Below are 20,851 nucleotides of genomic sequence, written 5' to 3'. Positions count from 1 at the left end.
ACGGTGCTCCAGGCGGCGATTTCGCGCGAAAATGGCCGCTCGCTTCACTTCGGGCGCAACACCATTCGTCCTGCGCGGCCGAACCGCTGGCGGCCCCCACGCCCCGGTGCTCGAGTGGGCGAGAATCCGCCAGCGCCGGTGCGAGCGGTGTCGGCCGTTCGGCTGGCAGACTCGGGATCAGCCCGAGTCAGCCGACGCGGAACGGAGCCCAGCGGCCGTGAGCGAACACCTCGACTTCAGCCTGTCCCTGCACCGACGGCTAGCTCCGCCGGTGGACACCCCGTTCTGCTGGTCGCCTTACTCGGTGGCCAGCGCACTCGGCCTGGCCGCGACCGCGACCAGCGGTCAGACCAGGGACGAGCTGGTCGCCGCGCTGCGGGACGACCCGGCCGGGCTGCTGAAACTGCTCAGCGGCGCCGCCGAGCTCTCCGCCGGTGGAGCCGCCGAGCCGCCTGTGCTGGCGGTGGCGAACACGCTGTGGACGCACGCGGGTCTCCTGGTCGAGCAGTCCTACCTGTCGGCGCTGGAGGACTGGCCCGGAAGCGCGGTGCGCAACGCGCCGTTCCGGGCGGCCCCGGAGGAGGCACGGCAGCTGATCAACGCGGACGTCTCGGAGACGACGCGTGAACTGATCCCCGAGCTGCTGCCCGCCGGTTCGGTCGACCCGGAAACGGTCGCGGCCCTGGTCAACGCCCTCTACCTGAAGGTTTCGTGGCGGGAGGCGTTCGACGAGAAAGCCACCGGTCGGCGGCCGTTCCACGCCCCGGCTGGCGACCGCGAAGTTCAGACCATGCACGCCACCCGGCGCCTCGGCTACGCCGCAGCGGAAAGATGGCAGGTCGTCAGCCTGCCCGCAGCAGGCGGTGTCGAGGCCGTGATACTGCTGCCGGACGCCGACCTGGCGACGTCCGAACCGGATCTCGACGCGGCGCGGCTGCGCAGGCTGCTGGTCGCCGTCGAGCAGCAGCGGGTGGAGCTGTTCCTGCCGAAGTTCGACGTCACCGGCGACGCCGAGCTGAGCAGCCCGCTCGGCGCGCTCGGGGTGCGTGCGCTGTTCACTCCAGCGGCGGATTTTTCGCCGCTGACAGATCAGCCGCTGCGAGTTTCGATGATCATGCACCAGTCGGTGCTGGAAGTGGACGAGAGCGGCCTCGAAGGCGCTGCGGCGACGGCGATGATGATGCGGCTGACCGCGATCGTCCGGGAGCCGGACCCGATCCGCGTCGAAGTGGACCGACCGTTCCTATTCCTGGTGCGCCACCAGACCACGGGAGCCCTCTACTTCCTGGCCCGAGTCACCGACCCCAGCTGAGCCGGGGGCCTGCTTAGAGGCTCCGGCAATAGGCCGGGAAAGTTGATTAGAACCGCAGGTAGAAGTCCGTGAGCCCGTTGGGTGCTGCAGAGGCCGCTGTAAAACCCGTTCTGCCTAGAGGTTTCGGTGGCGATCCCAACGGGCGCGGTCTCGTTCCGCCTCGCCAACCGATGTGAAGCGAACGGCCTGTTCGCGTCGTTAGGCGGCACGAACGGTCCGTTCGCTTCGTTCAGTCTGGTGTGGGTGCCGGGGTTGTTGGTGTGAGGCGGATGGCCTGTTCGCGTCGGAAGAGTCGGCGGAGTTGCAACAACTACGCCGGAAGAACGTAGAACCAGGGCGTGACAACGCGACTCTCAAAGCAGCGTCGGCTTTCTTCGCGGCCGGGATCGACCGGCCACATCGCTTCGCGGAGTTCATTGCAGAACACCAGGACCTCCACAAGGTGGGCCTGTGGTGGGGTGTCGAATCGATCCGTGCCGCGCTCCTGAACTTGGTATGAATGCCCGACGCCCCGCGCAGCGGTCATACAAGTGAACGTCTCCGGCCCCACCTGGACGATTCGTCTTGAGCGAGCTTGGCAAATCCAGCCAAAAACCCCCCTCCCCGGCCTCCGGAACCCGCCGTGGGGCCGCCAGCAGAAACCAACGTTCCTAGCCAAACATCGCCCCTCACGGATTCTCGTCATGCGCGCGTTCGGCGTCGCACCCGCGACATCAGAGCGACACTGCCAGCAAAACACGACATTCCACCGGGGAAGCCCGGCAAGTGTGCCCCCTTAACCCTGCCAATAGAAGAAAAGGGGCATCGGTCTCTCTCCGGCTCCAAAGCTCGGAGCCGACCGCTCGGCCCGTGAGTCGTTTCTGGTAAAACGTGATCGCGTCAGGTTGCCGCAGTAACCTCCGTCGGCCATCACCCTACGACCAGCGAGTTTCCCAGTGATGCCGGAGACCGGTAGACGGTTGTGCCTTTTGGCGGAGATCTGCGAGCGGACGGATTCAAGCGGTCGTGGCAACACCGCTTGTTTGGGGCGATTGTAGGTGATGTTCGAGGATCTCGGCAGGGGTTTTCCATCCGCCGCGGATCTGGTTCATCGCCTTGAGGGTGGTGGCGATCGCACTGCGGCGCGCGATCCGCAGCGCCCGCACCGCCTCGACCGCCCCGTCCCGGCTCTTGGGGATACCGGTGGCCCGCCCGGAAAGCACGGCCGTTGCGGCGGCGTAGGCGTCGATCGGGTCGGACTTGCCCTTCATCCGCCGCGTTGTGCGGTCCGGCCGGTCCACGTCCACGACCGCGACCCCGGCCGCGGTGAGGACCCGGGTCAGCTCGGCGCCGTAGGCGCCGGTGCCTTCCACCCCCACCGCGACCAGGTCGCCGTGGGAGCGCGTCCAGTCCAGCAGGTCCCGGTAGCCGCGGATGGTGGCCGGGAACTCCTGGTCGGCCAGGTGCCGGCCGATCGAGTCGATCACTGCGGCGTGGTGGGTCAGGCCGTGGGTGTCGACTCCACCGGTGATCTGCGGGGCGTTGTGCGTCATGCTGGTCATGTCCGTCCTTGCCAGTCCGTTCCGAGGGCGGCACGCGCCGGTCGGGCGGGTGGACAAGACAGTGACGGGGCTTCTTGGCCAAGCTCCTATGAGATCACAAACGCCCGTCCGGCCGCGTGCGTGGTGACCGTTCGAGGGTCAGACCCACCAGCGGCGTCACTACACACATCATCACTGTCCGTTCGCTTCAACCAACACCCAAACAGCTGCTACCGCACCCAACAGCGCTCACGGTCTCTGGGCAGGCGGGGGCCCGGTACTTACCAGGGGACGCGGGTGAGCTTGTCCGGGTTGACGATGTCGAAGATCTGCGCCGGGCGGCCGTCGCGCACCGCCATGCTGAACACGCGGGGCGCTGCCTTGCCGTCTTCGGAGCCGCTGAACAGAACCCCCAGATCGCCGTTGACCAGCACCGGCCGGATGTTCTCGACCAGCCCGTCGCCGTACTTCTCCATGAGCCCCACGATGAACCGGGCGACCTTGTCGACGCCCACCACCGGGCGACGCGCGGTGCGGGCCTTGCCGCCACTATCGCCGTAGACCGCTGCCGCCGGGTGCAGCACCCGGGTGATCGCGTCGATGTCCTTCGAGGCCACCGCGGTGAGGAAATCGTCCAGCGCCCGCTGCTGCTCGGGCAGCGGCACCCGCTCCGGCGGGTCCGCTTCGGCCATCGCCCGGCGCGCCCGCGATGCGTACTGCCGCGCCGCCGCCACGCTGCACTTCAGCAGTTCGGCGATCTCGGCGAACGGCACGTCGAACCCGTCGTGCAGCACGAACGCCAACCGCTGGTCCGGTGGCAGTTCGTGCAGCACGCGCAGCGCGGCCATCCGCAGGTCGTCGCGGACCGCGATGATGTCGCCCGGATCGTCGTCGAGCGAGGTCACCAGCGGTTCCGGCAGCCACGGCCCGACGTACTGCTCGCGTCGGACGGCGGCCGAACGCATCCGGTCCAGGCACAGCCGGCTGACCACGGTGGTCAACCAGCCGCCCAGGTCGCGGATGCTCTCGCGGTCGGTCGACGCCAGCCGCAGCCAGGCGTCCTGGACTGCGTCCTCGGCGTCGGCGAGGCGGCCGGTGAGCCGGTAGCCGATGCCGATCAACCGGCTGCGGTGCTGGTCGAATTCTGCGGCGAGGGTGGCGTTCGTGGCGGGCACAGCCGCGATTCTGCCGCACCGGCAAGCCACCTCGACCGTGACGATCACAATGCCCCTAGACTGGGTGCGTGGCAGGCAGGATCCGGGAAAGCGACATCGCCGAAGTGCGCGATCGCAACCGGATCGACGATCTGGTCGGCGAGTACGTCGCCCTGCGCAACGCCGGCGGCGGCGCGCAGAAGGGCCTGTGCCCGTTCCACGACGAGAAGACGCCGTCGTTCAACGTCCGGCCCAGCCACGGCACCTTCCACTGCTTCGGCTGCGGCGAGGGCGGCGACGTCATCGCCTTCCTGATGAAGATCGAGCACCTCGGCTTCGTCGAGTCCGTCGAGCGGCTGGCCGACCGGGTTGGTCTCCAACTGCAGTACGAGGGCGGTACCCCGGGACCGAAGCGGGACCGCGGCACGCGCGCCCGGATGGTCGAAGCGCACCGCATCGCCGCCGAGTTCTACTCCGAGCAGCTCCGCTCGCCGGAAGCGCTGAAGGCCCGGGAGTACCTGGCGCAGCGCGGTTTCGACGAGGCGGTGGCCGAGCGCTTCGGCTGCGGCTTCGCCCCGGCCGGTTGGGACAAGCTCACCAAGATCTTGCTGATGAAGGGCTTCGAGCTCGACGAGCTGATCAAGTGCGGCCTGTCCAAGGAGGGGCGCCGCGGCCCGATCGACCGGTTCCACCGGCGCCTGCTGTGGCCGTTGAAGGACCTCAGCGGCGACGTGGTCGGATTCGGCGCGCGGCGGATCTTCGACGACGACCCGATCGAGGCCAAGTACGTCAACACCTCGGCCACCCCGATCTTCAACAAATCCCAGATGCTCTTCGGTATCGACTTGGCCAAGCGGGATATCGCCAAGCGGCGCCAAGCGGTGGTGGTCGAGGGCTACACCGACGTGATGGCGATGCACCTGGCCGGAGTGCCGACGGCGGTGGCCTCCTGCGGCACGGCTTTCGGCGACGACCACATCTCCGTGCTGCGGCGCCTGATGATGGACGACGATGCGTTCCGCGGCGAGGTCATCTTCACCTTCGACGGCGACGAGGCTGGCCAGAAGGCGGCGCTGAAGGCGTTCGACGGCGAGCAGCAGTTCGCCGGCCAGACCTACGTGGCGATCACGCCAGACGGGATGGACCCGTGCGAGCTGCGGGAGGCCAAGGGCGACGCGGCGGTGCGTGACCTGGTCGCCCGCCGTCGGCCGCTGTTCGAGTTCGCCATCCGCAGCCTGCTCACCGAGTACGACCTGGACTCCGTCGACGGCCGGGTCGCGGCGCTGAAGCGCACGGTGCCGCTGGTCGCGCAGATCAAGGACCCGGCCAGCCGGGACGGCTACGCCACCAAGCTGGCCTGGTGGGCGGGCTGGAACGATGAAAACCAGGTGGTCCGCCAGGTGCGGCAGAGCTCCGGTGCCCCCACCCGTTCGTCGCGGCGACGCCCGCGGCAGGACCAGTCGCAGCAGTCGCTGGGCATGGAGATCGACCTGCCGAAGCGCCCGCCCCGCCACGATCCGCGCTTCCTGCAGCGGGAGGCGTTGAAGGCGGCGCTGCAGGTGCCTGCGCTGGCGGGCCCGCTGTACGACTCGCTGCCCGAGGAAGCGTTCACCGAGCCCGCTTACACCGAGCTGCACCGGGCGCTGCTGGCAGCGGGAGGCACCGTGTCCGGCCTGTCCGGCGCGGCGTTCGTGGATGCGGTGTCGCAGCAGTGCGAGAGCCAGGTCGCGCGGCACCTGCTCACCGAGCTCTCGGTGGAGCAGTTGGAGAACCAGTCGGAGGAGGATCCGCGCTATGTCGCGGCCTTGATCGCCCGGTTGCAGGAGCGGCTGGTCAGTAGGCAGATCGCGGACATCAAGTCCAGGGTGCAGCGGATGTCGCCGTTGGAGGACGCCGAGGAGTACAACGCGCTGTTCGGCGACATGGTGGCGTTGGAGGGCTACCGCAAGGCGCTGCTGGACCAGGCGATGGGGACGCTGTGATCGCCTGGCTGCGGCGGTTCGTCGCGCGGCTGAGCGGCACGGCCGAGGTACCGGCGGAGTTCCCCGGCTCGCTGGAGGCCGAGGAGCACGTGCTGGCGGTGGCGAAGACGGCCGACGGAGCGCTGGTCGCCACGCACCTGGGGTTGTGGCTGCCGGAAGGCCGCCGCCTCGGCTGGCACCTGCTCAGCAAGGCGACCTGGAGGAACGGCGTGCTCACCGTGATCGAGGCCGAGGAAGCCGGTTCGGCGGGCGGCGCGGTACTGCTGCGCGACCAGCCGGGCCGTCGGCTCGAACTGGCCGAGCCGGGGCGGCTGCCCGACGTCGTGCACGAGCGCGTCAACCAGTCCATCCGCTCCCGCCACCACCGGGACTTGCCCGGCGGGGGAGCGTGGTTCGTGCAGCGCAAGGTGCCCGGCGAGGACGGGATCGTGCTGCAGGTGCGGGCCGACCGGGACGCGGACGAGGCGGCGGTGGCCGAGTTCGCCGCGACCGTCGCCGAGCGCCTACGGGAGGCGAAAGGCCCGGGGCCGGACTGATTTCCGCTCGACACCGCCGAAGCCCCAAATATACAGTACGAGCGTACTGTATACGGAGGTGTGGACGTGTGGGATCCGCAGAAGTACCTGTCGTTCAGTGACCAGCGCGACCGCCCGGCCCACGACCTGCTGGCCAGGGTCGGTGCGACCGGGGCCCGCCGGGTCGTGGATCTCGGCTGCGGCGCGGGGAGCCTGACCTCGCTGCTGACCGATCGGTGGCCCGAGGCGGTGGTCGAGGCCACGGACGCGTCGCCGGAGATGGTCGCGGCGGCCCAGGCCCGCGGGGTGGCCGCGAGGCAGGAGGACGTCCGGGACTGGAAACCGTTGCCGGACACCGATGTCGTGCTGTGCAACGCGGTCCTGCAATGGGTGCCGGAACACCTGGAGCTGCTGCAGCGCTGGCTGCCCCAACTGCCCGCCGGGGCGTGGTTCGCCTTCCAGGTGCCGGGCAACTTCGAATCTCCGTCCTACGTGGCGATCCGGGAACTGGTCGCGGAGTCGCGCTGGCGGGACAGGGTTGGCGAGGTGCTGCGATCCGACGCGGTGCTGTCGCCGATCGGCTACGCGAACGCGCTCGCCGACCTCGGTGCGGAGGTGGACACCTGGGAGACGACGTACGTCCACGCGCTGAGCGGCGCCGACCCGGTGCTGGAGTGGGTCACGGGCACGGCGCTGCGCCCGATCCGGGCGTCGCTGGACGACGCGGAGTGGGCGGAATTCCGCGCGGAGCTGGCACCTCGCCTGGTGGCGGCGTACCCGCGACGACGCGACGGTACGACCTGGTTCCCGTTCCGCCGCATCTTCGTCGTGGCCCACCGGCGCTGACCAGCGGGTTCGTCGTCTGGATCAGCAACAGGGGGGTCCGGTGAGGCGGTCTGAGGGCATGGGCTAGAGTAGTTCTCGTCAGCGCGACGAGGGCTGACGAGAACGAAATATTCCTCCGTAGCTCAATTGGCAGAGCATTCGGCTGTTAACCGAAGGGTTACTGGTTCGAGTCCAGTCGGAGGAGCAAAAGCCCAGGTCATACGGCCTGGGCTTCTCTTTTTGTGCCCGATTTGTCCCCCGAGGGTGCAGAAAAGGCGCAGAATCACGGAGCTGCGCCGCTGCGGGCGTAAGCCGGGGCTTTGGCGGCCTGTTGGGCGATGTGCACATCTGGTCAGGTCATCATCGTGTGGCTGCCGAAACCCACGTAGTTCCATACGAAGCACTATCAGACGTGGCAAACAGCCGTTGGAAAAGGACAACCGTCCAGAACGGAATCGGGCTGCAGGATGCGGACACAGACATCTGCGCTCGACCGCACCAGCACAGCAAGTGAGATCATCGCGGGATTGCCGCTGAGGCTCGGGTTCGTGACGGCGCGGGCTCAAAGGCCATAGTGCTGGAGGGTTATCTGTTGCAGGTTCCTCCGCTGGACTTTGAAGTCCCGTACTCCGCCCTTGCGTTCCCGCCCGGCACGGTGCCGCGCAGCGGCGTGTTGACGTTCTCGGTTGACGACCTCGCGCACGCGCTGATCGTCACTGGCCGGCTCCGGGGGATCGACTGTCGCACGGTGCCGCATCAGTGTGGGAATGGCTGCATCGGGCCTCGCTGATCCCGGCCTACTTCCGACGCACCTACCGTGCGGAACTCCTTCGGTCCGACCTCGCGCTCAGCCTGGACCGTTCGGAGTCGGCGGCGCTTTCCTACGCGCTGGGACAAGCGATCACCGGGATCTTCCGTCAAAAGCTGCTTGTGGTGACGCACCCTGATGCACATCGATCGGTACGCGAGCGAATACCGAGTCGGTTTCGGGAACACTCGCAAGCGCTCGGACTTGTTCGGTCTGGCGCCGGCCGGGTGGGTGGGGGCTGAGGCGAAAGGCCGTGCCGGCGACATGGATCTCAAACTCCGGCGGCAACTGGAGGCGTAGAAGCGCTCCGTGATCGCGATCGACGACGAGAAGCCATGTGTTGCGTTAGGCTGTGTCGCTTCCTTCCCGGTCCGCGACGAAGGCATGCGGATCGACGCTGTTGACCCGGAGAAGGAAGGAATCGAACCCATTTCGCTCGACGCGGTCACGCGGGACCGGTTCGCTCTCGACTACTACCTGCCGTTCCTGCGCGCGCTGGATTTCGGGGGCGCGGCGAACGCTGACCTGCCGGTGAACGACTTCAACGAGACTTTTGTAGCCACGGACTTCGCCAACTTCGGCCTGCTTCTCGCGTTGCCTCGGGCACTGGTAGTGCGGCTGCGGGGTGCTCTCGCCGGGAACTCACCGGACTCCACGAAAGCGTGCACGCCATCCTGGACGACGTGCATAGTCGAGAACTTCAGGTGTTTCCGGATGGCACTCGAGTGGAGACCGACTGGTCAAGTGCCTTGATGGTGGGGGAGTTCTAATAACTCCTTTAGAGGCTCCGGAAATTGGGTCATTTGAGGCGTCGCGTAGTGGGTCGGGTGTCCCAGCGGTAGAGCGGTCTGGCGCGTTGGATGAGTTGACGGACTGTGACGATGGCGGTGGCCAGGTGATGGTAGAAGTCGGGCGTCGATGACATGCTCGAAGACGATGCGGTCGGGGATGCGCCTGCGGTGACAGCCCAGCGGATCCGTGGGGACAAGCTCTAATTTTTCGGGCAGCAGCGCGGCGAATTGGACCCAGGTCGGCTCAATGACAGATCGATGGAAGCACGGGCATGGTCGTTCCTTGTGATCACGAAGCGTCAGGAATGTCATGATCATCCACGGCCATGCCCGCCCTGCCTTAACCCCAGCCAAGATCAGCAACCGGCACCTACTGCCGGAGCCCCTTATCGGCACCCACAAGGACCGGTCGCTGTCCCCGAGTCTTCACGGACGAACGCGGATGATCGTCTTCCCTTTGCGTCGCTCGGTTGGATTAAGGGCCGCGACGGCGTCGTCGAGGGTCGCGACGTTGCCGATGTTCGTCCGCAGTCGTCCTTCCCGTACTCGCTGCACGATCTCACCCAATTGGCCACGATCGGACTCGACAACAAAGTCGACCGCCAGGCCGTCCGTGGGCCGCGCCTCAGTCGGCCCGACGACGGACACCAGCGTTCCTCCGGCTCGAATCAGGCCTGCGGACCGCCTCTGGATGTCGCCGCCGATGACATCGAACACCAGGTCGACCCCGCCGACGTCTTCCAGGGCGTCGTTGCCGAGGTCGACGAACTCCTGCGCGCCGAAGTCGAGCGTCTTCTGGCGGTCGGCGGCGCGTCCGGTGCCGATGATGTATGCGCCGAACTCACGTGCGAGTTGCGTCACCATCGTCCCGACTGCGCCGGCCGCGCCGTGTACGAGGACGCTCTGCCCCGCCTGAAGGCGGCCGTGTTCGAACAGCCCTTGCCATGCGGTCAAGCCCGAGATCGGCAGGCTCGCGCCCACCGTGAAGTCGACGTCGCCCGGCAGCGGCGCGAGGTTGCGTGCCTCGACGGCCACGTACTCCGCCAGGGTGCCGTCGCGATGCCAGTCCGCGAGGCCGAACACCCGCTGTCCCACCGACAGCCCCGTCGTGCCGTACCCGAGAGCGGCGACCACTCCGGCCAGCTCGTGCCCAGGGATCGACGGTGTTCGGTCACGGTCGGCGCGATCGGCCCAGGTCGAGGGCCACGTCAGCTCAGTCGGGACGAATCCCGACGCATGAACCTGAACAACGACGTCGTTTATCGCTGCCGGCGGCTCGGGCCGCTCCACCAGCGTCATCCCGGCCGTTCCCGCAGCCTGGTCCGTCACCACGATCGCCTTCATGGGAATTGTCTCCTCGGTCATTTGTCTCTTTGGTGGAAATGTTGCATCGATGGGCGCGTGTCGCTCACGGACGAACGTGGATGATCGTCTGCCCGCTGATCCGCTCGGTCGGATTGAAGGCCGCGACGGCGTCGTCGAGGGACGCGACGTTGCCAATGTTCGTCCGCAGTCGTCCGTCCCGCACCCGCCAGACCGCTCTACCGCTGGGACACCGGACCCACTCACGACGCCTCGAATGACCCAATTGCCGGAGCCTCTTACAACTCCTATCGGTAAGTCTCTGCCTACAGAAATCGACGAGCCACATGGGCGTTGGGGCCCTCGCCGTCCGGGGACATCGAGATCCGGGAGGTCACGCGATGAGTTTCGCGCGTGCGGGAAGTCTGTATGGACATGGGAAAGTTGAGCTATGGCATGAACGTCTCGGTCGACGGTTACATCGCCGACAGGTCCGGCAGCATCGAGTGGTCCGAGCCGGAAGATGAGCTGCACCAGTACTGGAACGACCACACCCGTGCTCTCGCCGTAGCGCTGTACGGGCGCAAGCTCTGGGAGCTGATGTCGGCGTACTGGCCGACCGCCGACGAGGACCCGTCCGCTACACCCGTGGTGGTCGAGTTCGCCCAGCTGTGGCGGGCGGTGCCGAAGGTTGTCTTCTCGCAGACCCTCGACAAGGTCGAAGGGAACGCGCGGCTGGAGCGCGGTGACCCGGTCGAGGTCGTGCGGAAGATGAAGGACGAGACCGACGGGCTCATCGAGGTGGCAGGCGCGACGCTGGCCGCACCACTGGTCCGGGCCGGACTCGTCGACGGGTTCAACCTGGTCCTCACCCCGACCGCCGTCGGTGGCGGCACACCGTTCTTCCCGCCGCTGGACAAGTGGATCCCACTCGAACTGGTGGAGAACCGCACCTTCCCGTCCGGCGCGGTCCTCCTCCGCTACGTCCCGAGAAGCTAGCCGACGGTGACGGTGGCGAGCCGGTCTCGGCCGACTCGCCTGCCTCCTCGGCGATGCGCATGGCTTCTTCGATGCCGCCTCGCAGAACCACCTGTATCGGTTACCGACCAAGTCCTGCCCCGCACGGCCGTCTCCGGCTGGACCACGGAACGTCTCGCCGAGGCGTTGTTGGGTGAGCGCCTGAGTAGCAGGGCCGAAAGGGTGCCGGGGGATCAGCTGGAAACGTTCGTGCTGGTGGCCTTCGAAACAGTGGTTCCTGCGAACCTTGCTTCCGTCCCTGTGGAAAAATCGTCTAGGTTCGGGAGAAGTTCGGCGTCGAACTGGATGTGTTTGCGAGTACGTCACGAGCCAGGTCGAGCAGATGATCGACATCGAGGATGTTCGGGAGTTCACCGGCTCTTGACCGCTATTCGGGGCGGCCAGAAACTGCGGACATGGAAAGGGAATGCCATTGGCGACATGGGCGCACACGGCAACCATCCCCTCCCAGCAGTAGATGTCGCCAGCCGTGCGCCGAACCGATCGCAGCGCATAATGAGTGCCCGGCCTGTGCGGCTATTCCCGATCAGGACGCTGAGGCTGGGCTGCGTCACCCCGATATAGCGAAAACGGCCACAGTTTCCAACAGAATGCGATGTTGGCGATCAATGCCGATGCGTTGGAGACCACGGTCCGTCGGTTTCTGCTGAGCGGTTCGGGCGGTTCAGGCGTTGGGGTGGAGATCGGTGAGGAGGGCGTCGAGGACTAGTTCTTCTTCGACTGCTTTTCCGGTGGTGCGTAGGGCTTCGGTGAGGTTGGCGTCCCATTGGGCCGTTACTGGGGTGCCGGTCAGGGTGTGGCCGCGGGGTGCGACGGCCAGGTAGGACTTTGTGTCGAAGCGCCAGGGGCGGGCGGGGAAGCGGTCCAGGACGGCGTTCGCGATGCGCAGGCCGCCCCAGTCGAAGTCGCCGTGGTAGCGGAGTTCGGCTCCCGCTTCGGTCAGCAATCGCAGCAGGTGAATCACCGCCGCGACCGGTTGGCCGTTGGTGCAGATCAGCGGTTGGCACGTGCTACCGAGGCGGTCGGCCGCGGCCGTGACCACCACCGGGTTTTCGCACACCGACACCAGTTGCTCGGTGAACACCGGGGGATTGCGGACGAGCTGGCGCAAGGTCAACACCACCGGTTGGCCGGCTTCGTGCCAGGCGGCCAGTGCGCGGCCGGTCGGTGTGCGGTCGTCGCCCCGCAGGCCCAAGGTCAACACGGTGCTGGACACGTCGTCGCGCAGCAGACCGACCGAGGCCCATACCTCGTGCCGCCATTCGGAGCCGCTGCCGTTCGGGATGCTCGTCATGGCACGCGCGGCCCCGAGGGCGAGAGTCGCGAGTGGGCCCTCGTCCAGGGCATGCGCACGACGTGTTACCCGTGCTGCGAAATGCCCCAGCGGCTCGCCATCGGCGGGCAGATTCCGGACAACCGCAGCGAGATCGCGCAGAATCGGGCCGGCGGCTTCCGGGTTGCCCGTAAGCCTGCGGACCAGGCCGGTATCGCGGATCGTCGAGTACCAGTCGGCGAGTTGCCGGCCGACCACCTCTTCCAGCGGCGCGAACGCTTCCTGCCAGGCCTGTGCCAGTTTCGCTGCAACCGCTGCTTTTTCCGAGACCGGTCCGGTGAGCGCTACGACGGCAGCCGCCAGACCGTCCTCGCAGACACCTGATCGGCGCAGCACATCGTCGACGGCGTCCAGTGACACCGTCACCTTGGCACCCGCACGTGGGCGGCGTCCGAGCAGCCGGTGCGCGGCGGCGCGTTGGGCGGCTGTGGCGTCAGCGAGCGTGACGGTGCCGTGCAGGGGTTGGCCGCGTTCCATTCGGGCGCGGACCCGGTTGACCAGCCAGGCCAACTCAGGATCGCCGAGCAGCCGTCGCAGCCGATCACGCTCCAACCGACTGACCCCACAAACCTTGCTGTGCGGGGGAAGCCTGCGGGAGTACGCGGGTTCGCGCCGAACCGTCCCATTCCCAGTTCGTCACCAGCACCGCAGGCACCCCGTCGACCCTCGACAACTGCGCGATCCGTAGCCCGGGAACCTCTGGATAGCAACCCCATTCACGTTCACTGGTCAGCACCACGTCGAGGTCGAAGGCGGCGAGCAGACCCAGGTACTTCGCCCGCGCGTTGTCGTCGACGCCAGCGAACGCCTCGTCGAGGGTGACCAGGCGCGGTGCGTGCGGGTTTCCGGCCGAGGCGTAGTGCGACGATGCCGCAGCGAACAGCGGCACGCTGGCGGCGAGCACGCGCTCACCGCCGGAAGCCGGTCCGCTCGCCGATCGCCATTGACCGTGTTGGTGCCGCTGGATCACGAACCGGTTCCACTTCCGGTAGTCCAGCGCCTCCGTCAGGTGCTCCAGCCAGGTTCCGGTCGTGTTCCGGGCGCGGACCTCGGCGATCTGGGCTTGCAGGAATCCGCCGACTGCGGCCCGGTCGTCCTCTGACCACGCATCCGAAGTTTGCCGCAGCAGCCGCTCCCTGGCCACCGCGAGTCCCGCTGGGCCGTCCTCTTTCGGCCGCCACAGCAGCCGTAGCTGCATACCGGTGCTGGTCGGTCTGGCCGCCAGCTCCTGGTTCATCAGCGCCACCTGCGCCTCGGCCGCCGAGATGAGTTCCTGCAGGGTGCTCGCCACCTCGTTGACCAGGTGGTTTTCTAGGGTTTCCCGCTCTCGCTCGTTGAGCAGCCGCTCCCGGTCGGCGACCTCGGTGGCCAGCGCCTCGGTCAGTTCCGGCACCGACGCCGGGCGGCCCTGGAACTCGATCTCCACGACCACGCCGTCCTCGCGTAGATCCGCGGAAGCCCGGTTGCCGTGCCGGGACAGCGTGTCGTGCAGCGACTTGTGCTCGTTGTTGACGCGGTGCTGCGCCCGTTCCCAGGCGTTGTCATCGTCGGCGACGTCGGCGAGTTCCTCGTTGACCCGGCGGGCCAACCGAACCGTGGGATCCGGGGCCCACTTCTCGGCCGGGTCGGGGATCTCGAGCTCCGGCAAGGCAACCGCCAGCAGTCCGGTACCGGCGAACCGGCGGAACGACTCGGCCGCCGTCGCGCGTTCCTCGGCCGCCGTCTTGAGCTGTTCGCCCAGCTCTTCGCGACGCCCCTTGGCCGCCCCTCGCTGCTCGATCGCGCGATCCCGGTCCAGCCCGGCCTGTTGCTGGCCGGATTCGTTGTCCTGCACGGCTTCCGTGACCTCGACGAGTTGTCGCTGCAGCTCGGCGACCGCTGCGCCAACGGTGCTGCTGAGGGTGCGGTGGTGTTCGTCGGCGGCGGCGGCCTCGTGCTCTGCCGTGCCCGCGCGGTCGGTCAGTTCCTCAACTGTGGACTCGGCGTGCTCCAGTTCGACCGCAGTCTCCCCGGCATGCCTATCGGCTTCGCTGACTGCCTCTACCGCTGGCCAAAGACCCGCTATGACGACGCGGTATTCGCCCAGGGCACTGTCTACTTCGGATAGTTCGGTGCGTTCGGCGGGAAGGCCGGCATCAAGCGCACCCTCGCCCAGCGCGGTGCGGGCAGCTTCCTCGACCGCGGTTGCGGCCACGACATCCTGTCCGGCTTTCGCCTGCCGCACGGTGAGCCGCTGGTGCTCCTGATCAAGAGAGGCGAGCTGCGCGTGTGCTTGACGCAATCGCGCGTCGCTGGGCACCGCAGCGACCTCTTCGGCGAGCTTGGCTTTGCGTTCCTCAAGCCGTCGGCGTGCTTCGGCGACCACGGCGAGCTCGGCCTGCACGCGCGCGAGTTCTTCGCGCAGCTCACCGAGCCGGGCGCGGCGAGCCGCTTCGCGCGCCCCGCGCCCGATGTAGGTGGCGACCGGTTTGTGCCACGCGCCTGCCAACACCCCGATCTGGAACCGCCCGTCCGGGCCGACCCAGGTCTGTCCGTGCTCACCGAGCCCAATCGAGGCGAGCACGCTCAGGACCGTGGCATCGGAAACCGCGTCGGCGTGCGGATCGGCTCGGTCCACAGCTGGTTCGAGTACCGCACTCAAGTTCACCGACGCGGGTTCGCCGGTCCGCAGCAGGATGTCGCTGGTGTCGGCGGCATAGAGCTCGCCTCCTGGCGTTACCCAGGCGTCGAGGATTCCGGCCGCTTCCAGCGCGGCTTCGAGCCCGGCCCGTCGTGCCTCGTCAACGTTCTCGGAGAAATCCACCAGCCGCCACAACGGCGCACCCGGACGCCCTTCCCGGGCTGCGTGGTCCCTCGTGTGCGGAACCGGTGGGGCGCTGTCTTCCCCGCTTTCCAGCCGCTCGATCTCGTCGGTGAGTTCGGTCCTGCGCTGCCGACCGGCGCGTTCCTGCGCTTCGAGATCGGCCGCCGCCGCGGCGAGCTCCCCGGCCGCCGCGTGACCGGCAGCGCTCACCGCCGTCGCGGCGGGGTTCGGCCCGGCGAGCGTCTCCACCCACAGCTCCAACTCGGCCATGACTGCGGCAAGATCTGCGAGCCGGAGTTCCGTCGCGTTCTCCAGGTGCTCGCGCACCGCCGACACCAGCTCGACGCCGTTTTCCCGCACCTCGTTGCCGGCTTCGACGCGCCGATCCGCCAGATCTGCGGCTTCCGCGTCGAGCTCTGACACGCGACGGCGGGCAGCCGCGAGTGCCTGCACAGCGTCCTCGACCGCCTGGACCAATCCGGTCACGTGTTTGATCGCTCGCTGCTGCCGAACCGCGAGCTGCTCGGCAGTCCGGCGCAGCACTGCCAGATCCGGTTGTTCGTCCAGCGGCCGATCGATGTCCCCGGTGTGCTCGACAGCAATCCTGGCACGGTCGGCGACGTCGACACCGGAGCGTCGGACGCCGGTCAGGGTCTCCCGCGCGGCGGACAGCCGCTGCGTCGCGGCTTGGTGCCGATCACGTTGCGTGGCCAGCCTGCCGACTGCACGGTCGCGTTCACCGACGATCCGCTTCGCTTCCGCTGCCAGCCTTCGTGCGTGCTGCCCGGCGAGTTCCAGTTCGCGCGCGCTGCGCATTTCCGGGCTGGCGCGCAGTGCCTCGTCCCGAGCCTGCAGTCGCTTCCGGGCGGTGGTGAGCTCGGTGAGCTTCAGCCGGATCGCGGTGAGTTCTTCCTCGGCTCGGGTGAATTCGGCTTCCGCCGCGCTCAAGTCGCTTCTGACTCGCTCGTAGTTCGACTGCGCGAGACGAGGCTGCGCCGCCCGCCGCCGCGCCGCGATGCACGCGTATCGGCGGTAATGATCGAGGAACGACTGCGCGGCATCGCGTGCTTCGATCATCGCGGCCAGCGCGTCGCGGTCTTCCTCAAGACTGCGGAAGGCTTCGGCAACATCCGCGATCACCGCTTGGTCCAGCGTGGGCAACGCTTCGGTCAGCGCATTGGACAGCGCCTGCTCGCTGGGGCGTTTGGACAGCTGCGGCTGGCGGAGCTGGATGAGCAGGTCGACCAGCGCACTGTAGCGCTGCTCGCCGAAACCGAAGAAGGTCTCGTCGACCGCACGCCGGTAGTCCCGAGCGCGGTCGTAGACCGTGCCCTGCTCATCGAGCGCGTCGATCAGCCGATCCCGGGACAGTGCGGTTCCGGTCGCATCGACCAGCGCCAGGTCATCGCCGATCCGCTTGCTGGTGACGAAGTACCAGTGCCGCGCGATTCCCTTGCCGGACACCGCTTTCAGGCCACAGCCGATGGTGCGGAACACCGGCGCACCTTGCTCGTCGATGCGGCCGAATTCGAGCCAGGTGTAACCGAGACGCTCCGGATGCGGATGTTCGCCGCCGAGTAGCAGGTTCCACTCCATCCGTTTCTTCGGGTCGGCATCCGGTTCGACCCGGTGCGGCGAGAGATCACCGTCCAGCAGGAAGGGAAGGGTGAGCGCGAGCACCTTGGACTTGCCCGTGCCGTTGTTGCCGCGCAGCAGCAGCCGGCCGTCGCGGAACCAGAACTCCTCGGAGTCGTAGTAGAACATGTCGATCAGACCGGCACGCAGCGGCTGCCACCGCTGCACCGCGGGCTCGGGCAGTTCTCGGCTCATTTCGTTTCCTGGATGGTGGGTTCGGCCAGCGCGTAGCGGGAGAGCGCGGGCAGCGCGGTGACGGCGCCATCCGCCCGATCGACCAGCCGCAGCGCAGCCAACCTGCCAAGCGCGGTCTCGGTCAGTTCGACTTCGGCGCCCGGATCGGTTGCGTTGCGCCGCCAGTAGGTGCGGTGCTCGTCGGCCTTTCGCCGGAGGTACTGGTGCAGTTCTTCCAGCGGCAGGGCGCGGTTGCCGTGCTGGGCGAGGTGCTCGGCGAGCAGCAGGGTCGCGTGACCTTCGGTGCCGCTTTCCGGCATCCGGACGTCGGTGAGGTCATCGAAGGGATCCACCATCGCGATGCCCTCGGCGCGAGTCTCGGCCACCAGACCCGTGAGCTCGGTGATCCGTGCGGTGATGGCCGCGCGCTGGCTGGTGAGGTATGCGCGCTCCGCATCGTCGAGTTCCTCGTAGTACAACACGGGTTCGTCGAGCAGCCGTCGGGTGAGGCGATGCCGGATGCGCTGGTTGCGCAGGTCGTCTGTGGTGGGTGGGATCTCGTAGAGCAGCGCGGCCAACCGGTCCTCGAATCCCTGGGCCGTTACTGTCGACGGGCCACGCGGAGCGGCGAGAAGGGCGGACAAGACGCGGCGTCGCACGTCGTAAAGTGCGTCGCCGGTGTCCTTGACGAACGCTTCCTCATCTCCGGCAACCCGGGTGAGTACACCAAGGTCGAGCAGCAGCCGCACCACCGTCGCGAGATCGGACCGCTCCGCCCGGCTGCTCAGGGTGAATTCGACGCCGGCGGTGACGAGTTCGGGATCGGCGGCGCCGAGCACGACCTGCTCGGCGAGACGGCCGAGGGTGATCTGCGCGTCGGCGCGCTCCAGCGCGGCCAACGCCAGGCAAGTCAGCACGTAGCGGCGGCGACCGAACGGCTGCTTGGACCGCACGTCCCGCGCCGGGTGCGTGGTGTCGGTGGTGTCTGCCGGCTGCTTGACGAGCCGGGCGACTTCGCTGTCGATGTGCAGTCGCCAGCCGGTGTTGCGGTCGAACCAGTCCCGCAGGTCGGGCACGTACCGGCGGATGAGGACGAACGAGGGGTCCGTGGCGCGCAGCAGGGGGCGCCGCAACAGGGCCCGGGCGGCGCGGCGCAGTTCATCGGCGCGGGAGGCCGACATTGCATCGCCGAGCGCGCTCATGCCTGGTCCGCCTCTCCGCGATTCACAGTGGTGGTTGCGTCCAGCCCAATCTCCCGTTGCGTGGTTTCTTGTGGCTGGTTTGCGTCACGGTCCCCTGGGGTGCGGTTGAGGCGGACTGAGGTTGCCCCAGGGCTACTCATGCGCTTTGCTCCACTTGCTCTTCGGTGGTCAGATCGATGATCTCCACCAGGTGATCGGGCCCCCGGAAGACTCCCTGCGGTGTGTGGATCTCGGCTTTCCTGCCGTCATCGAGGGAGGTGAGCCGGATGGTCATGGTGCCATCGGTGGTCGTGGTGGTGACCGTGCGCTGACCTGGTGCGTACGCGGCCAGAGCATCGCCGAGCAGGTGGAGGAACAACTGGAACGCGGTCGGGTCCAGCTCCCCGAGATCGCTGAGGCGCGTCGGGCGTTCGGTCACGAGAGCTCGCCTGGCCGCTGCGGTCTCGGCTGCCTCCTTCGCCGCGAACTCGGCCAGGTACTGGCGCTGCGCCGAACGGTCGACAACCCGGTTGGGCTTGCCGCGGCGTTCATAGCTGCCGGTTTTCCGCAAGCGCGGACTGATCTCCAGGGGAGGTGCCTGCGCCCACGGGGTGTTCGCGGGAACCGGGTGGTCCGCTTCGTCGGCCTCCGCGACCAAGTGACGCGAAGGAGAAAGCCCGAACGCAGCTCGCCACAACCGATGCATGTCCTCCTCCCGGGACGCCTGCGCGAACCAGCACGCCAGACTGCGGAAATCGGCGGACCGGTCGGAACGCCCAGCGCGGCGCTCGTTAAGCGTCGCCACCACCTGCAGCAGTTGCGGAATGGCCGCGCGGGCTCGGGCGCGAAGCAACTTGGCCTGACTGGGATGTTGCGGCTCGCTGATGAACCAACCCCGGAAGCCACGCCAACGGTCTTGCCAGCGCAACCGCCCGCGTTCGAACTCGACTTGGCGCGGATCGTCCCCGTCCTCGCCAACGCCGGGGGCGGCATCGGCGGCTTCCCGTTCGGCAGCCACGTCCAGCAACCGCACGACGCCGATTTGCTCGAGGTCGACGACCAGTGCGGCGATCTCTCCGCCGGTGGCGACCAGATCCTTGACGAAGCGCTCCAGATAGTCGATCAACCGGTCTTTGTAGGCGCGGAAGGCGTCCAGGTCGGCATCGTGCAGATCGATGGTGCGCTGCAGCGAATTCATGAAGGCTTGTGCGTTGTCGGCGAGATCGGTGAAGCGGTCTACGAGCGATCGCAGTGACAAATGCACCTTCGCCGGATCAGGGTCGTCCTGATGCACCAATTCCAGCAATGCGCGGAGCTGCGTTGCGATGTCCGTGAGTGCAACGGCCTGCAGCGCCCCACGCCTGCCGAGGGCCTCGTCGTAACTCGCGAGCGCCTGCTCGGCGGCCTCGCCCGCGTGTGTGAGCTGGTAGAGGAACCGAGCGCGGTGAAAGTCCTCGACCGTGGTGACGCGGCTGGTGTCCGGGTCGGCGCGAAGATTCCCCCAATCCACCAGCCGGGAAAGCGAATCGACGATGGACGGCAGGTCTCCACCAATGACCTCGTGAACATCTTCCGGCCGAAGGTGAACGATGAACCGAAGTTTGGCCTGCATGAATGAGCCCATGATCCGGCGGTATAGTTCGGCATTGGGCGCGCCGAGATGAGCGAAAGGACGAAAATCGACCTCGCTCAAGCCCGTTCCTCTCTCCCGAAGACCGCATCCGAGGGTACGGCAAGCCTCCGGGGCGCCAGCGCCACCCCTCAGGGCTCGCTCGGAGTTTTCTGGCGCGTTGCCAGCGCTCGACCTGTGCGGAGAGGAGCTTTGCGTAGTGGGCTTCGATCGCCTTCTGTCGGGCGAGCTTCCGGCGCGGCGGTCGACCCGGTTGACCTCGGCCGGGCTCGTCCGGCCGAGCGACGACGAGAATGCCTACTGGTCGTCGTGCGGCTCCATCGTCGACAGGTCGAGGAACACGCCCAGGCGGTGACGCCTGGGCCGACGTCAACTCCAACAGGCGCAGCAACCGCCTGTTCTCCGCCTGCAGACGTGTAGTCAGCGCGCGAAGGCTCGCGATCTCGTCGGCAAGCCCTGCTGCCTCCGCCGACTAGAGTTCGCCACCCGTCTGACACATCGTCGAACGCAAACCGTAGTGATATGCGACGTAGTGACTGCATGGTTACATGCAACCACCATCATTGATGGTTACCTGCAATCACCTCATTGGAATCCGAGTAGTTCTTGTAGTGGACCAGGATGGTTCGGTGGCGAGTTGGGTAGGGGTTCCGGCTTTCACCAAATTGGGCGTACTTCCGGGTTCGATCAGCGCAAAGTGACAACGAGGACGACGCTGTTCAAGATCATCATGCTACGTTGGTCGAATAGTGTCATCTCTGGTATATGACACTTTGCGAGTTGCGGACAATTGAATCAAGGGTCGAGCGGTTCCGCGGCCGACAAGCGTGCCGTGGACGGATATGAGG

Annotated in this window: 14 protein-coding genes, 1 tRNA gene and 2 pseudogenes; 7 read left to right on the top strand and 10 right to left on the bottom strand. The window is 67.4% G+C overall.

Going from position 1 to position 20,851, the window contains the following annotated elements; genetic code table 11:
* The first annotated feature begins 217 nt into the window (after nucleotides 1-217).
* The gene (locus SSPN_RS0114170) at nucleotides 218-1,312 is read left to right on the top strand and encodes a serpin family protein (RefSeq protein ID WP_010695631.1); all 1,095 of its coding nucleotides are present in this window, start codon (nucleotides 218-220) and stop codon (nucleotides 1,310-1,312) included.
* 995 nt (nucleotides 1,313-2,307) lie between these two features.
* Here the strand turns inward: SSPN_RS0114170 and SSPN_RS43775 are convergent.
* A complete protein-coding gene (locus SSPN_RS43775) occupies nucleotides 2,308-2,853 on the bottom strand; it encodes an IS110 family transposase (protein ID WP_010311817.1) in 546 nt (181 codons plus the stop codon).
* A gap of 260 nt (nucleotides 2,854-3,113) precedes the next feature.
* Nucleotides 3,114-4,007, bottom strand: coding sequence for a sigma-70 family RNA polymerase sigma factor (locus tag SSPN_RS0114150; protein WP_010695623.1), 894 nt, complete (start codon nucleotides 4,005-4,007; stop codon nucleotides 3,114-3,116).
* Between the two features lie 68 nt (nucleotides 4,008-4,075).
* On the opposite strand from SSPN_RS0114150, the gene dnaG reads away from it, so the two are divergent.
* The 5 genes from dnaG (at nucleotide 4,076) to SSPN_RS0114115 (ending at nucleotide 8,869) form a co-directional block, all read left to right on the top strand.
* A complete protein-coding gene (gene dnaG / locus SSPN_RS0114145) occupies nucleotides 4,076-5,968 on the top strand; it encodes a DNA primase (protein ID WP_010695621.1) in 1,893 nt (630 codons plus the stop codon).
* A complete protein-coding gene (locus SSPN_RS0114140) occupies nucleotides 5,965-6,504 on the top strand; it encodes a hypothetical protein (RefSeq protein WP_010695619.1) in 540 nt (179 codons plus the stop codon). Before dnaG ends, SSPN_RS0114140 begins: the two co-directional genes overlap by 4 nt.
* 66 nt (nucleotides 6,505-6,570) lie before the next feature.
* The gene (locus SSPN_RS0114135; protein WP_029535320.1) at nucleotides 6,571-7,329 is read left to right on the top strand and encodes a trans-aconitate 2-methyltransferase; all 759 of its coding nucleotides are present in this window, start codon (nucleotides 6,571-6,573) and stop codon (nucleotides 7,327-7,329) included.
* Between the two features lie 111 nt (nucleotides 7,330-7,440).
* A tRNA-Asn gene (locus SSPN_RS0114130) sits at nucleotides 7,441-7,513 on the top strand.
* Between the two features lie 912 nt (nucleotides 7,514-8,425).
* Nucleotides 8,426-8,869 (top strand): hypothetical protein, encoded by a 444-nt coding sequence (locus SSPN_RS0114115; RefSeq protein ID WP_010695612.1) that lies wholly within the window; start codon nucleotides 8,426-8,428, stop codon nucleotides 8,867-8,869.
* Between the two features lie 46 nt (nucleotides 8,870-8,915).
* Here the strand turns inward: SSPN_RS0114115 and SSPN_RS62585 are convergent.
* The 4 genes and pseudogenes from SSPN_RS62585 to SSPN_RS0114105 form a co-directional block, all read right to left on the bottom strand.
* Nucleotides 8,916-9,038: pseudogene (locus SSPN_RS62585) on the bottom strand (IS5/IS1182 family transposase); the annotation flags it as partial.
* A pseudogene (locus tag SSPN_RS59710) lies at nucleotides 9,028-9,156 on the bottom strand (IS5/IS1182 family transposase); the annotation flags it as partial. The pseudogenes SSPN_RS62585 and SSPN_RS59710, both read right to left, overlap by 11 nt.
* 177 nt (nucleotides 9,157-9,333) lie before the next feature.
* Nucleotides 9,334-10,251, bottom strand: coding sequence for an NADP-dependent oxidoreductase (locus SSPN_RS0114110; protein ID WP_010695610.1), 918 nt, complete (start codon nucleotides 10,249-10,251; stop codon nucleotides 9,334-9,336).
* Nucleotides 10,252-10,315: 64 nt separating this feature from the next.
* A complete protein-coding gene (locus SSPN_RS0114105; RefSeq protein WP_010695608.1) occupies nucleotides 10,316-10,435 on the bottom strand; it encodes a hypothetical protein in 120 nt (39 codons plus the stop codon).
* Nucleotides 10,436-10,644: 209 nt separating this feature from the next.
* Between SSPN_RS0114105 and SSPN_RS0114100 the strand changes: the two genes are divergently transcribed.
* On the top strand, nucleotides 10,645-11,208 hold the full coding sequence (locus tag SSPN_RS0114100) for a dihydrofolate reductase family protein (RefSeq protein WP_029535319.1): 564 nt from the start codon (nucleotides 10,645-10,647) through the stop codon (nucleotides 11,206-11,208).
* A gap of 703 nt (nucleotides 11,209-11,911) precedes the next feature.
* On the opposite strand, the gene SSPN_RS0114095 is transcribed toward SSPN_RS0114100, so the two are convergent.
* The 4 genes from SSPN_RS0114095 to SSPN_RS0114080 form a co-directional block, all read right to left on the bottom strand.
* Complete coding sequence (locus SSPN_RS0114095) at nucleotides 11,912-13,132, bottom strand: TIGR02679 family protein (RefSeq protein WP_010695605.1); 1,221 nt, start codon at nucleotides 13,130-13,132, stop codon at nucleotides 11,912-11,914.
* The gene (locus tag SSPN_RS0114090) at nucleotides 13,122-17,213 is read right to left on the bottom strand and encodes a TIGR02680 family protein (protein WP_010695603.1); all 4,092 of its coding nucleotides are present in this window, start codon (nucleotides 17,211-17,213) and stop codon (nucleotides 13,122-13,124) included. The genes SSPN_RS0114095 and SSPN_RS0114090 overlap by 11 nt, the downstream gene beginning before the upstream one ends.
* Nucleotides 17,210-18,394 (bottom strand): TIGR02678 family protein, encoded by a 1,185-nt coding sequence (locus tag SSPN_RS0114085; RefSeq protein ID WP_010695602.1) that lies wholly within the window; start codon nucleotides 18,392-18,394, stop codon nucleotides 17,210-17,212. The genes SSPN_RS0114090 and SSPN_RS0114085 overlap by 4 nt, the downstream gene beginning before the upstream one ends.
* 136 nt (nucleotides 18,395-18,530) lie before the next feature.
* Nucleotides 18,531-20,066 (bottom strand): TIGR02677 family protein, encoded by a 1,536-nt coding sequence (locus tag SSPN_RS0114080; protein WP_029535318.1) that lies wholly within the window; start codon nucleotides 20,064-20,066, stop codon nucleotides 18,531-18,533.
* Between the last annotated feature and the right edge of the window lie 785 nt (nucleotides 20,067-20,851).

Origin of the sequence: Saccharopolyspora spinosa NRRL 18395, assembly GCF_000194155.1 — a bacterium.
Classification (GTDB): Bacteria; Actinomycetota; Actinomycetes; order Mycobacteriales; family Pseudonocardiaceae; genus Saccharopolyspora; species Saccharopolyspora spinosa.
This window is presented reverse-complemented; position numbering and strand designations above follow the sequence as displayed.

Bases quoted from the DNA above. Each gene is read 5' to 3' on its own strand.
- SSPN_RS43775 (WP_010311817.1), bottom strand. From the start codon at position 2,853: ATGACCAGCATGACGCACAACGCCCCGCAGATCACCGGTGGAGTCGAC.
- SSPN_RS0114110 (WP_010695610.1), bottom strand. From the start codon at position 10,251: ATGAAGGCGATCGTGGTGACGGACCAGGCTGCGGGAACGGCCGGGATG.
- SSPN_RS0114100 (WP_029535319.1), top strand. From the start codon at position 10,645: ATGGGAAAGTTGAGCTATGGCATGAACGTCTCGGTCGACGGTTACATC.
- SSPN_RS0114090 (WP_010695603.1), bottom strand. From the start codon at position 17,213: ATGAGCCGAGAACTGCCCGAGCCCGCGGTGCAGCGGTGGCAGCCGCTG.
- SSPN_RS0114085 (WP_010695602.1), bottom strand. From the start codon at position 18,394: ATGAGCGCGCTCGGCGATGCAATGTCGGCCTCCCGCGCCGATGAACTG.